Annotated in this window: 11 protein-coding genes; 6 read left to right on the plus strand and 5 right to left on the minus strand. The window is 72.6% G+C overall.

Translation table 11 applies throughout. From position 1 onward, the window contains the following. Positions 1-136: 136 nt before the first annotated feature. From FH610_RS16630 to FH610_RS16650, 5 genes are all read left to right on the plus strand, one after another. Complete coding sequence (locus tag FH610_RS16630) at positions 137-349, plus strand: aroma-sacti cluster domain-containing protein (RefSeq protein ID WP_139575383.1); 213 nt, start codon at positions 137-139, stop codon at positions 347-349. Next, a complete protein-coding gene (locus FH610_RS16635) occupies positions 346-3,438 on the plus strand; it encodes an AAA family ATPase (RefSeq protein ID WP_139575384.1) in 3,093 nt (1,030 codons plus the stop codon). The genes FH610_RS16630 and FH610_RS16635 overlap by 4 nt, the downstream gene beginning before the upstream one ends. Next, positions 3,435-4,349 (plus strand): S8 family serine peptidase, encoded by a 915-nt coding sequence (locus tag FH610_RS16640; RefSeq protein ID WP_139575385.1) that lies wholly within the window; start codon positions 3,435-3,437, stop codon positions 4,347-4,349. The genes FH610_RS16635 and FH610_RS16640 overlap by 4 nt, the downstream gene beginning before the upstream one ends. After that, entirely contained in the window at positions 4,336-4,962 is a 627-nt protein-coding gene (locus tag FH610_RS16645; protein ID WP_205825830.1) for a GAF domain-containing protein, read from the plus strand. The genes FH610_RS16640 and FH610_RS16645 overlap by 14 nt, the downstream gene beginning before the upstream one ends. Positions 4,963-5,074: 112 nt before the next feature. Continuing rightward, the gene (locus tag FH610_RS16650) at positions 5,075-5,359 is read left to right on the plus strand and encodes a DUF1540 domain-containing protein (RefSeq protein WP_139575386.1); all 285 of its coding nucleotides are present in this window, start codon (positions 5,075-5,077) and stop codon (positions 5,357-5,359) included. 7 nt (positions 5,360-5,366) lie between these two features. On the opposite strand, the gene FH610_RS16655 is transcribed toward FH610_RS16650, so the two are convergent. The 5 genes from FH610_RS16655 to FH610_RS16675 all read right to left on the minus strand — a co-directional run bounded on the left by FH610_RS16655 (position 5,367) and on the right by FH610_RS16675 (position 11,653). Further along, positions 5,367-7,160, minus strand: a complete 1,794-nt coding sequence (locus FH610_RS16655) for an IucA/IucC family protein (RefSeq protein WP_139575387.1) — start codon at positions 7,158-7,160, stop codon at positions 5,367-5,369. Next, positions 7,157-7,759 (minus strand): GNAT family N-acetyltransferase, encoded by a 603-nt coding sequence (locus tag FH610_RS16660; RefSeq protein WP_139575388.1) that lies wholly within the window; start codon positions 7,757-7,759, stop codon positions 7,157-7,159. The genes FH610_RS16655 and FH610_RS16660 overlap by 4 nt, the downstream gene beginning before the upstream one ends. Then, the gene (locus tag FH610_RS16665; protein WP_139575389.1) at positions 7,756-9,051 is read right to left on the minus strand and encodes a lysine N(6)-hydroxylase/L-ornithine N(5)-oxygenase family protein; all 1,296 of its coding nucleotides are present in this window, start codon (positions 9,049-9,051) and stop codon (positions 7,756-7,758) included. Before FH610_RS16665 ends, FH610_RS16660 begins: the two co-directional genes overlap by 4 nt. Beyond that, positions 9,038-10,540 carry a pyridoxal phosphate-dependent decarboxylase family protein gene (locus FH610_RS16670; protein WP_205825831.1) on the minus strand — a complete coding sequence of 501 codons (1,503 nt, stop codon included), beginning with the start codon at positions 10,538-10,540 and terminating at the stop codon, positions 9,038-9,040. Before FH610_RS16670 ends, FH610_RS16665 begins: the two co-directional genes overlap by 14 nt. An 87-nt stretch (positions 10,541-10,627) precedes the next feature. Continuing rightward, positions 10,628-11,653 carry an ABC transporter substrate-binding protein gene (locus FH610_RS16675; RefSeq protein WP_139575391.1) on the minus strand — a complete coding sequence of 342 codons (1,026 nt, stop codon included), beginning with the start codon at positions 11,651-11,653 and terminating at the stop codon, positions 10,628-10,630. A gap of 98 nt (positions 11,654-11,751) precedes the next feature. On the opposite strand from FH610_RS16675, the gene FH610_RS16680 reads away from it, so the two are divergent. Further along, positions 11,752-12,828: a FecCD family ABC transporter permease gene (locus FH610_RS16680; protein ID WP_240809012.1), complete on the plus strand. Its 1,077-nt coding sequence runs from the start codon at positions 11,752-11,754 to the stop codon at positions 12,826-12,828. Positions 12,829-12,871 lie beyond the last annotated feature (43 nt).

Here is a 12,871-nt window from a genome sequence, read left to right on the forward strand (position 1 = left end):
GCGTGATCGGGGCCAGTATGGCGACGGCATGGCGTCGCCATACTGGCCCTGAACCCTCCGTACTTACCGTTGGCGGCGTACCCCTGTGGCCGACAGGTCCCGCACGACCAGTCCCCGCACGACCAGGAGGTGGCCGATGAACAGCCGCGAGGTTCATAGCGGGCCGGCGCCGTTCGACCCGTTGACGGCCCTGCGCGAGGCGGGTCACCCGGTGGACCTGCTCAACGAGCGGCAGCGGCAGGTGTTCGCCGAGCTGAGCAGGCCGGAGGTCGAGCTGCTCAACTCGATCAAGACCCGCCTGGACGCGGCAGCGGGCGAGGTCGAGGGGCAGGAGCTCAAGCTCGTATGAGCGCCGGGGCGGCCCGCCCTACGCGCCGGAACGTCGTCGTCGTCTTCATCGACCTGGTCGGCTCGACGGAGCTCGCAGAACGGCTCGATCCCGAGCTGCTCCGGGACGTCCTCGACCGCTACTACCGGGCGTGCACCTCCGGCATCGAGGAGCACGGCGGCGTGGTGGAGAAATACATCGGGGACGCGATCATGGCCGCCTTCGGCATCCCCGCCGGCCGCGAGGACGACGCGCTCCGCGCGGTCCGCGCCGCGCACGCCGCGCTGCAGCGGGTGCGCGAGCTGAGCGAGGACCTGGCCCCCACGCACGGCATCCGGCTCGACGTGCACTGCGGCGTGAGCGCCGGGGAGGCTGTGGTCATCGCCACTCCGGGAGCGGACCTGCGCGTCATCGGCGACACCGTCAACACGGCCGCCCGCCTGCAGTCGGCCGCGGGCGTCGGCGAGATCCTCGTCGGGGACGAGGTCGCGCGCATGGTCCGCGCCCAGGCGCGTCTCGAGCCCGTGCCGCCGCTCACGCTGAAGGGCAAGAGCAACCCCGTACGGGCCTGGCGGGTGACCTCCCTGGAGCCCGAAACCGGCCACGACGACGACCAGATCCCGCTCATCGGCCGCGACTCCGAGATCGGGCGCCTGCGCGCCGCGTACCGCGAGGCGGTGCGGGATCGCCGGTGCCGGGTGGTGACCGTGCTCGGCGTGCCGGGCATCGGCAAGTCCCGGCTCGTGCGCGACTTCGTCCACGAGCTGCCCGCCGGGGTCACCGTGATCACCGGCCGGTGCCGCTCGTACGGCGTGGGGATCACCTACCGCCCCATTGTGGAGATGGTCGAATCCCTCGGCGACGACTGGCGGGACATCCAGCCGGCGCTGGAGGCGTCGAGTGGCTCCACCCTGCGCGGCCTGGCGACCGCCGACGCCTCGCGCGCGCCGCGCACCGGGGAGGACGCGGGCGTCGAGGAGATCTCGCGGGCGGTGCGCGCACTGTTCGAGGCGCTGGCCCGGCGCGGCCCGCTGGTGGCGGTCTGGGAGGACCTGCACTGGGCCGAGCCGACCCTGCTCGACCTGATCGACGACCTCGCGGCGTGGCTCGCCGACGTGCCCGTCCTGGTCGTACGGGTGGCCAGGCCCGAGCTGCTGGAGGCGCGGCCCGCCTGGGGGGACGACGCGGAGCGTGCCGCCGCGTTCGAGCTGGGGGCGCTCGACGCCGCTCAGATGGAACGGCTGGTCGCCGAGCTGGCCGCACACCGGCTGCCGGACGCCGAGGTGGTCGCCCACGACATGGCCGCCGGCCCGGCCCTGTGCCTGCGGGTCGCGCGGAGCTCCGACGGCAACCCGCTGTTCGCCGAGCTGCTGCTGGAGACGCTGGCCGAGGAGGGGGAGGACGCCCCGCTGCCGCCCACCATCCAGGCGCTGCTCGGCGCGCGCCTCGACCGGCTCGACGAGGGGGAGCGCGACGTGCTCGAACGCGCCGCGACGATCGGCCACCTCTTCACCCGCGACCAGCTCGGCGTCCTCTGCGCGGCCGAGCCGCAGGCCCGGCTCGACGTCGACGAGCTGCTCGGGCGCCTGATCCGCACGCGCATGGTCCGGCGCGGGGAGGCGCCGGGGTCGTTCCGCTTCGCTCAGACGCTGACCCGGGACACGGTCTACGCCATGACCCGCAAGGACCTGCGGGCCACCTGGCATCTGGCCCTCGCCGACCGGATCGCCGGCCGGGCCGGCGCCGCCGCGGCATCCCGCGCCGCCCTTTCGTCCCGTGCCGCGGAGGAGAGCTCGCACGGCGACCTGACCCACCACCTGGAGACCGCCTGCCTGCTCAAACGCGAGGTGCGGCCGGACGACCCGATGCTGCCGGCGCTCACCGAGCGGGCCGCCCGCGCCCTGGTGGGCGAGGGCACCCAGGCGCTGCACCGCAAGGACCTGCCCGCCGCCATCGCCCTGCTGGAGCGGGGGCGCGACCTGCTGCCGGCCGGCCACGCCGAGCACCGGGTGCTGGCGGTGCGCATCTGCGACGCCGGGCTGGCCCACGGCGAGGCCGACCGGCCGTACGACGCGCTGGATGTGGCCGAGCGGATGCTGCCGGACGACCGGCGCAACCGGCTGATCTGCGCCATTCAGCGCGAGACGCTGGCAGTGCGCTTCGGCACCCGGCCCGCGTCGGGCGAGCCGTTCCGCGACCTGCTGGCCGCCGACCCCGGCGACGACCTCGGCTGGTGCCGTTTCCACCATCTCCAGGCGCTGGTGCGCATCGGCGAGGGCCGGTTCGGGGCGGCCGAGGCGGCGCTGCGCGACGCCCTGGCCCGGGCCCGCTCCCTCGGCGACAGATATGAGGAGAACCGCCTGCTCAGCGGGCTCTGCGAGCTGGCGCAGTGGTCCCCCACGCCGCTGGCCGAGGGGCTGAGCCTGTGCGTCGGGGTGTCGGGCAGGTTCCGCGCCGACCGGGCGATGCTCCTGCCCGTCCTGGTCACCGAGGCGCGGCTGCTCGCGCTCGCCGGCTACGTCACCGCTGCCAGGGCCGTCCTCGACAAGGCCGACCAGTACGCCCGCGACCTCCACCTCGACCTCGCGGCGACCGCGGTCCTCCAGGTGCGCGGGCTGGTGGAGTCACTCGTCGACCGGCACGCCGAGGCGGAGGCGCTGTTCCGCAGGGCGGCGGCGGACCTCCATCGGGCGGGCCAGTCCGAGCCGGCCAGGACGCTGGAGCTCTACGCCGTGCGCGAGCTGCTCCGGCAGGGGCGGCACCCCGAGGCCGCGCGGGAGCTGGACCGGTTGCGGGCCGCGGGCGGACGGCTGCAGGCCCGCGGCGAGCTGACCCTTCTCGCGCTGAGCGCCAGGGTCGCGGCCCTCGACGGCGACCACGGCGCGGCGGGCGCCCTCGCCGCCCGGGCGGAGGAACTGCTCGCCCGCACCGACGACCCCTGCCTGCGCGGCGACGTGCTGGCCGACCTGGCGGTGGCGCACCGCGCGGCCGGGCGCACCGGCCCGGCGGCCCTGGCCGCGGCCCGCGCGCTGCGCGACTACGCGGCCAAGGGAGCGGAGCTGCCCGCCCGGCGCGTACGCCGGTGGATCGAGGAGGAGAGGCGACCTTGACGCAGCCCCCATGGCGCCGGGAGCGGCGTGAGCAGTTCCCCGGCGTGCCGGCCTGGAGCCTGGCGACCTCCCGGCTGGCCCCGGAGGAGTTCGGCGTGAGCCGCCTGGAGGACGTCACCAGGGAGTGGGCCTGGGGTGGTGACGGCACAGGTGGTGACGGCGCGGGTGACGGCGGCGCGGACCGCGCCGACGGAGCCGGCGTGCGCGTCTGCGTGCTCGACACCGGAGTGGACGCCGGTCACCCGCGAGTCGGCGGGCTGGAGCGTTCGCTGGTGGTCGCCGACGGCGAGGACCTGACGGTCGTCGACTGCGAGCCGGTGGACCCCGTGGGGCACGGGACCGCGTGCGCCGGGGTGATCCGCTCGATCGCCCCGGCCGTCTCGCTGACCTCGGTGCGGGTGCTGACCGACGGGCGCTCCGGCAGCGGAGCCGCCCTCCTGGCCGGGCTGCGCTGGGCCGTCGAGGAGGGGTTCGACCTCGTCAACCTCAGCCTGTCCACCACCAGGAGCCGGTATCTGCCCGCGCTGCACGAGCTGGCCGACCGCGCGTACTTCCGGCGCTGCCTGCTGGTGGCCTCGGCCCACAACATGCCGGTCGTCAGCTTCCCCTGGACCTTCTCCTCGGTCATCTCGGTGGCCAGCCACGACGAACCCGACCCCATGACCTACTACTACAACCCCGCGCCGCCGGCCGAGTTCCTCGCCCGGGGCGTCCGGGTCCCGGTGGCCTGGCGCCGCGGCAGGGAGATCCGCAGCACCGGCAACAGCTTCGCCGCGCCGCACATCACCGGGATCTGCGCGCTCATCCTGAGCAGGCACCGGTGGATGACCCCCTTCCAGCTCAAGTCCGTGCTCTATCTGGCCGCCAGCAACGTCGTCGCATCCAAGGGAGGCGCGCATGTCCGTGCATGAACGGCGCTCCGACAGCGAAATCATCGAGCGCGGGCTGCTGCAGTCCACCGTCGAGGTCGCCCGGCACGTCTTCGCCTCGGCCGCGGCGTCGGTCTTCCTGGTGGACCAGGAGACCGGCGAGCTGGTCTTCGAGGCCGTGTCGGGCGAGGGGGAGCAGCACCTGGTCGGGACGCGTTTCCCGGCCGGCACGGGCATCGCGGGCTGGGTCGCGGCGAGCGGCCAGCCGATGATCGCCGACGAGGTGACCGCGGTGCCGCAGTTCGCCCATGACGCCGCCGAGTCCACCGGGTATGTCCCCCGCAGCATCATGGCGGCGCCGGTGATCCGGCAGGAGAGCTGCATCGGTGTGCTGGAGGTGCTCGACAGGTCGGCCACCTGGCGGGGGGACCTCGCCGACGTGGACCTCCTCGCGATGCTCGCCGCCCAGGCCGCGTACGGGCTGGAGCTTCTGCTGCGGCTGCGACGGGCCGAGACGGCGCTCCCTGCCGCGCCCGGCGGCGACGACGTCCACGTGCTGCTGCAGCGGATCTCCGACCGGGTGCCGCGCGACGGCGGGCCCGCCGACCCGACCGCCCTGAAGCTCCTCGCCGTGGCCGAGGAGTTGTTGCACTGAATCCTCTGGCGTGGCTTGGCCGAGTCTGGGACCGCGGCGGAGATTGCCGACCTGGTCGAAGGCGGTATGAGCCAGGACGAAAGCCACGATCGTCAGAGGGGAACAGCCGCTCATGGAGATGCCCGTAGTCAACCGGTGCGAGGCCACCTCGTGCGCGTACAACCGCGACGGCATGTGCCACGCCACCGCCATCACGGTCGGGGACGCGTCCCACGCGCATTGCGACACGTTCTTCACCGCGTCCACGCGGGGAGGCGACCAGGAGACCGTGGGCCGGGTGGGCGCCTGCAAGATGTCCGACTGCCGACACAACGTGGCGCTGGAGTGCCAGGCGCCCGGCATCGACATCGGCTACTCCCAGGACGAGGCCGACTGCCTCACGTACGCCCCGGCGTAGGCGGCGCTCAGCTCTCCGCCTGCACCGGAGCGACCGGGGCGAAGCGGGCGATGGGGTTGTCCAGCTCGCCTGCCGTCTGCAACGCGGCCGACGGATCGGTCAGGTCCACCATCTGCCGGTTGTCGCGCAGTTGCAGGCGGTTGAGGCACGACAGGAGATGCGTCTCGGCGAACAGGTCGTAGCGCCGGAACCGGTCCGCGAGGTGCGGGACCGACCGCTGGTAGGCCGCCGCGCACTCGGCGACGGTCCGCCAGAAGGCGTCCTCGTCCAGCACGCCGTCCGTGGCGAGCACCGCGTTGAGGAAGCGCAGGAAGCAGTCGAAGACGTCGGTGAAGATCGACAGCAGCCGGTGTTCCTCGGGCACCTCCGCGCGGATCCGCCGGACCTCGGGCGGCAGGTCCGCGTCCGGGTCCATCACCACGATCTCCTCGGCGATGTCCTTGAAGATCACCCGTTCCACCGTGCCGCCGTCGAGGACCAGGATGACGTTCTCGCCGTGCGGCATGAACGCCAGGTCGTACGCGTAGAAGGCGTGCAGCAACGGGACGAGGTACGCGTCGAGGTAGCGCCGCAGCCACACCTCGGGGGCGAGGCCCGACTGCTCGATCAGCGCCGCCGCGAACGACCGCCCCTCATCGTCGGTGTGCAGCAGGGAGGCCATCGTGGCCAGGCGCCGGCCCGGCTCCAGGCCCGCGACCGGGCTCTCCCGCCACAGCGCCGCCAGCATCTTCCGGTAGGGCGAGTGGCGGTCGGTGGCCGCCTCGTACAGACGATTGCGGTAGCCGACGGCCGCCCGCTCGCGGATGATCGTCAGGCGGGTCGCGCGGAGGACCTCGTCGTCCCCGATCAGGTCGGCGAGCCAGTCGTTGATCGCCGGGGTGCCCTCCATGTAAGCCGCCGACAGGCCCCGCATGAAGCCCATGTTCAGCACCGACAGGGCCGTCTTGACGTAGTGCCTGGACGGCTCGCTCGCGTTGAAGAACGTGCGGACCGACTGCTGGGCGAGGTGCTCGTCGTCGCCGGGGCCCAGGCAGACCAGCCGCCGCTCGGCGACCTCCGCCGCGAACGTCACGGAGATCCGGTTCCACCACTGCCAGGGGTGCACCGGCACGAGCAGGTAGTCGGCCGGGTCGAGTCCCAGGCCGCCCAGCGTGCCCGCGAAGCGGGCCAGGACCTCCTCGCCCAGTTCGCCGCGCATCAGCCGTTCGTAGTCGATGTCGCGCGAACAGGTGAACGTGGTGTGATCGCGGTGGGCGGCCAGCCAGATCAGCCGTACGGGCGCGGCGGCCTCGGGAGCGTACATGTGGTGGTCGTCGATCCCGTAGCCGATCCGGCCGCTGTTGGCCACGAAGCACGGGTGGCCCTCGGTCATGGCGGCCTCGATCTCCTGGAAGCCGGCCTTCGCCAGCTCGGCCGCGCCGACCGGCCGCCGGCTCAGCTTGTACGCGAGGCTCGCCAGCGTGGAGGTGATCTCCTCCAGGTAGACCGGGAGGACCTCGTCGCTCAGCCCGAGCGGGCCGCGCATCTCGGTGACGAACTCCAGCGCGTCGAGCGGCAGGGTCTCGCCGGAGAGCCGGTGGCGGGTGACCTCGCCGATGCGCCAGTGGTCCAGGGACATCACGGTGGCGGTGAAGCGATACTCCACGCCCTCACCGCGCACGGCGTACCGGCCGCCGCCGAGCGGGCGCGGGGTGAGCAGCCGCTCGTGGGCGAACTCGGCGAGCGCCTTGCGCACCAGCCGCCGGTTGGCCTTCTCCCAGGTGGCGGGGGTGAGATGGGAGACCGCCTCGATGGGGTTCACGCCGTCGCCTCCCGGGTCGCCGCGAGGAACCGCTCCCGGGTGCAGAGGCTCAGCAGGGCGTCCTTCTCCGGCTTGACGACGGTGCCCACGACCTCGAAGCCGACGGCCGCGTTGAGCGCGTGCACCGCCGTGTTGCGCACGTCGGGCTCGACCACCACCCGCCGGGTCGCGGGATCGGCGAACAGCAGCGCCATGACCGTGGTGATCACGGCCAGGGTGAAGCCGTGGACCGGGGTCTCGGCCGGCGCGCACAGGAAGTGCATGCCGGCGTCGCCCTCCTCGGCGTCGTAGAGGCCCGCCAGCTCGACCCGGGCGGGGTCGTAGCGCTCGGCCAGGAAGGCCGGGCGGCCGTTCACCAGCCCGAGGAACGCGTCGCGGTGCGGGTGTTCGACGATCTCGCGGTACTCCTTCTCCACACGGGCGACGTCGGCGTCCCGCATCATCCAGAACACGGCCTTGGGGTGGGTGACCCAGGCGTGCACGGCCGGGGCGTCGGTCCGCGGGTCGAGCCGGCGTACGGCGAGCTCGCCGACCCGGGCGTCGGTGCGGCGGAAGAGGAGGTCTCTACGCCTACCGGTTCGCTCGCTTCGCTCGCTCACGCGACCACGCCCTCGGGCGCCCCGAACTCCTGGAAGGCGATGGCCTTCTCGACGGGGTAGTGCTCCCGGCCCAGGATCTGGCCGATGATCCACGAGTTGCGGTAGGGGCCCATGCCGAGGTCGGGGGAGGTGACGCTGTGGGCGTGGGTGGCGCCGTTCTGCACGAAGATCCCCCGGCCGGTGACGTCGACGCTGTAGTTCCTGGCAACGTCGAACCGGCCGTGCCGGTCCCACCGGATCCGGTCGCGTACGGGGTCGAGGAAGGCGGGAGTCTCGTAGCGGTAGCCGGTGGCCAGCACGAGCCCCTGGGTGACGAGCGTGAAGTCGCGCTCCTGCTCCACGTGGCGCAGCCCGAGCGTGTACTCGCCCCGGCCGGGGTCGTACGCGGCCTCGCGCAGCTCGGTGCGGGTCAGCAGGCGGGTGGGGATCGGGCCGCCGACGGTCTTGGCGTACAGCAGGTCGAAGATGTCGTTGATCAGTGCCGCGTCGATGCCCTTGTAGAGGCCCTTCTGCTCGGCTTCGAGGCGGTAGCGGGTGTCCTCGGGAAGCGCGTGGAAGTAGTCCACATACTCGGGGGAGGTCATCTCCAGGGTCAGCTTGGTGTATTCCAGCGGGAAGAACCGCGGGGACCTGGTCACCCAGTTCAGCCGGTAGCGGTGTGTGTCGATGCCGGCCAGCAGGTCGCGGTAGATCTCGGCCGCGCTCTGCCCGCTGCCGACGATCGTGATGCTGTCCTTCGCCTGCAGCGCGGCCTTGGCGTCGAGATAGCCGGCGTTGTGGACGAGGTCGCCGCCGAGGCCCCGGCAGGCCTCCGGCACGTACGGCGGGGTCCCGGTGCCGAGCACGAGGTGGGGGGCCCGGTGCTCGGTCTCCTCTCCGCCGCCGGTGACCGCGCGTACGACGTAGTGGCCGTCGGCCTCGTCGTACGTCACCGAGGTCACCCGGTGGCCGAAGCGGACGCTCCGCAGCCGCGCGGCGGCCCATCGGCAGTACGCGTCGTATTCGGCGCGGAGCTGGTAGAAGCTCTCGCGGATGTAGAAGGGATACAGCCTGCCGGTCTCCTTCAGGTAGTTGAGGAAGGAGTAGGGCGAGGTCGGATCGGCCAGCGTGACGAGGTCGGCGATGAACGGCGTCTGCAGCGTCACGGAGTCGAGCATCATCCCCGGGTGCCAGGCGAAGCCGGGCCTCGCCTCCAGGAACACGCCGTCGAGCTCGGCGATGGGCTCGGCGAGGCAGGCCAGGCCCAGGTTGAACGGCCCCAGCCCGATCGCGACGAAGTCATGAGTGGACATGCGTTACCTCCGAGTGGTCGGCGACCGGGGCGAGGTCATCCACATACCGCTGGGCGTGTCCGGCGAGGAGGTCGAGGACATGCGCGACGTCGTCCAGCGTGGTCTCCGGGTTGAGCAGGGTGAGCTTCAGGTGGTGGCGGCCGTCGACCGTGGTCCCCGCGACGACGGCCTCGCCGGAGGCGGCCAGCGCCTCGCGGGCGTACAGGTTCGCGTCGTCGGCGAGCTTGCGGCCCGGACCTTCCTGCGGCAGGTAGCGGAAGACCAGGGTGCTCAGCGGCGACCGCGTGACGACCTCGAAGCGCGGGTCCGCCGCGACGAGGGCGTACGACGCGGCCGCGCGGTCCACGACCTCGTCGAACAGCTCCCCGACCGCGTCCGGGCCCATCACCCGCAGCGTCAGCCAGAGCTTGAGCGCGTCGAAGCGGCGGGTGGTCTGCAGGCTCTTGTCCACCTGGTTGGGGATCCCCCGCTCGGCCATCCGCCGGGGGTTGAGGTAGTCGGCGTGGTGGGCCGCGTGCCGCAGCACCGCGCCGTCGCGCACCAGCAGGGCGCTCGAGCTGACCGGCTGGAAGAAGGACTTGTGGAAGTCGACGGTGACCGAGTCGGCCCGCTCGATCCCGGCGAGCAGGTGCCGCCGTCTGCGGGAGACCAGCAGCCCGCAGCCGTACGCCGCGTCCACGTGCAGCCACACCCCGGCCGATCTACACAGGGAGGCGATCTCCGGCAGGGGGTCGATCGAGCCGAAGTCGGTGGTGCCCGCGGTGGCCACCACGGCCATGACCACCAGTCCGGCGCGGCGGCAGCGGCCGAGTTCGCGGGCGAGCGCGGCCGGCCGCATCCGCCGTTCGTCGTCGGTCTCCACGGTGACGACGGCGTCCGGTCCGAGGCCGAGCAGGTTCGCCGCCTTGCGCACGCTGAAGTGCCCGGCCTCGGACGTGATCACGCGTAGCCGCGAAGGAACGGCACCGGCGTTCGTACGAACCTCCTCGCGGGCGAGCAGCAGGGCGTGGAGGTTCGACTGCGTGCCGCCGCTGGTGAAGACGCCGTCGGCGGCGGGGCCGAAGCCGATCCGGCCGGCCGTCCATTCGATCAGGCGGCGCTCGATGAGCGTGCCGCCCGCGCTCTGGTCCCACGTGTCGAGGGAGGAGTTCACCGCCGACAACACCGCCTCCCCCAGCAGCGCGGGGATCACCACCGGGCAGTTGAGGTGCGCCAGGTAGCGGGGGTGGTGGAAGTAGACGGCGTCGCGCAGGTAGACCCGTTCGAGCTCGTCGAGGGCGGCGGCGTGGTCGTGCAGCGGCCGTTCGAGGTCGATCGCGGCGATCTCCGGCGTGAGCCGTTCCGGGGACACGCCGCTGAACGGCCGGTCGGCGCGCCGGATCCGGTCCGCCACCCGCTCGGTCGCCGCGGCCATCGCCCGCCGGTATCCCTCCACTGTGCGGTCGTTGAACAGGTATGGCCGCGCGGCCCCGGCATGGGGAGAGGTCATTGCCATCCTTACCGTGAGAAGTTAGGTTAGGCGAACCTAATTTTTGGGAGTCGACACGTGTCCCCGGGTGATTTATCCGAAGCGTGGTCAGCCGAGCTTCTTGGCGTTCCGGATCGCCGAGGCAAGGCCCTCCAGGATCGGCGCGGCTCCGGCGTACGAGAAGCGCGGCACGGGGTCCCAGCCCACGACCTGGTCGGCCTTGACGGCGGGCAGCGTGGCCCAGGACGGCTTGGACGTCAGGTCCTTGGGCTGCAGCGCGGTGCCGCGGTTGTCGAGCAGGATCAGATCGGCGTCGTACTTGTCGGCGTTCTCCCAGCTCAGGTTCTCGTAGTAGCCGCCGTCGCCGGGCTTTTCCGGCTTGACGACGTCGACCCCGAGCTGGGTGAAGTACATGAGGTCGGTGTTGACCTCCGGGTTGGACACGTACAGCACGTCGGGGCTGCCCGAGGCGGCCAGCACCTTGATGCCGGGGTTCTCGGCGACCGCCTTGCGCACGCTCTCGGCGGCGGCCTCGAACCTGGCCCTGGCCTCGGCGACCTTCGGGGCCTTGAGATCCGCGCCCAGCGACTCGGCGAGGGCGGCATAACGCTCGATCGGCTCGGTCATCGGGACGCGGGCCGTGCTGACGGCAACCGTGGGAGCGAGCTTGACGATCTTGTCCTTGCTCTCGTCCGGGACGTACCACAGGGCCCCGGGGTCGTACATGTGCGTCACGAGAAGCTCGGGACGCAGCGCGGCGTACTTCTCGATGTTGAACTCGCCCCAGACGTTGCCGAGGATCGTGACCTTGTTCACGTCCAGGTCGCCGGCCTGCGGCTCGGGCGAGCCGTCGGCGCGCTTCGTCTCGCCGAAGACGCCGACGACCTTCTGCTGGAGGCCGTAGTCGGCGAGCACCGCCGCCGTCCCGGTGAACGCCACGACCCGCGAGGGGACGGCCCCGGCCGTGACCGTCTCCTTCCTGTCGTCGGCGAAGGACCACGATTTCGCGCTCTGACCTGCGGTGGAGGGCGCCGGATCGCTCGACCCGCAGGCGGCCAGGGCCAGGGTGAGTACGGCGGCTCCGCCCGCCGCGAAAAGGCCGCGACGGGACAAGGGGGAGTTCAGGTTTCGCACGGTTCGTCTTTCTGTCACGGGGCAGGTTCTGCCGGCACCGGCCTTGGGGTTGATCGCTAGTTAGGTTACCCTTACCTAAGTTCTTGTCCAGAGGGGCGGTGGAAATCGCCCCCCGCCCCCCACCGGAGCCGGTCGTGGTCGTCATGGAGTCCTCGCAGATCAGCGGGCCTGCGGGGGCGCCGCGAAAACGCGCGGAAAACGGCCGGCGCGCCGCGGCGCTGCTGGGCTCGGCGATCGCCCTGGCCGCCCTCCTCGTGCTCAGCCTCGGGCTCGGCGCCCGGCAGCTCTCCCCGGCCGAGGTCTGGCACGGGCTCGTCGACGCCGACTCGGCCGCCTACACGGTCGTCCACCAGATGCGGCTGCCGCGCACCCTCCTCGGGCTGCTCGCCGGGGTCGCGCTGGGGGTCGCCGGCGGCGTCATGCAGGCGCTGACCCGCAACCCGCTGGCCGACCCCGGCCTGCTGGGGATCAACGCGGGCGCCTCGGCGGCGGTGGCCACGGCCGCCGGGCTTTTCGGGGTGGCGACGTTCCAGGGCTACGTCTGGTTCGCCCTGGCCGGCGCGGCGGCCGTGTCCGTGCTGGTGTACGCGGTGGGCGGCGGGCGTGCGGCCACCCCGGCGCGGCTGGCGCTCGCGGGAGCCGCCGTCAACGCCGCGCTCTACTCGTACGTGAACGGGACGATGCTGCTCGACGCGGCCTCGCTGGAGACCATGCGCTTCTGGACGGTCGGCTCGCTGGCGAGCGCGCAGGGCGAGACCGCGGCCATGATGGCGCCGTTCGTCGCGGCGGGCCTGCTGCTGGCTCTGGCCCTGGCCAGGCCGCTCAACGCGCTCGCGCTCGGCGACGACTCGGCGCGCTCACTCGGCGCGCATCCCGCCCGGGTCCGCGCGGGCGCCATCGTGGCGGTGACGCTGCTGTGCGGGGCGGCGACGGCGGCCTGCGGGCCCATCGTCTTCGTCGGGCTCATGGTGCCGCACCTCGTCCGGGCGCTGACCGGCCCCGACCAGCGCTGGATGCTCCCCTGCTGCGCGCTGCTCGCGCCCGTGCTGCTGCTCGGCGCCGACGTGCTCGGACGGCTCGTGGCCCGGCCCGGCGAGCTGCAGGCGGGCATCGTCACGGCGGTGCTGGGCGGCCCGCTGTTCCTGTACTTCGTGCGAAGGAAGGTCCGCGCATGAGCGAGCGTGGCGAGCGAATCAACAGGCACAGCGTGATCCGCTA

The sequence above is a fragment of the Microbispora catharanthi genome (assembly GCF_006334915.2).
Taxonomy (GTDB): Bacteria; Actinomycetota; Actinomycetes; order Streptosporangiales; family Streptosporangiaceae; genus Microbispora; species Microbispora catharanthi.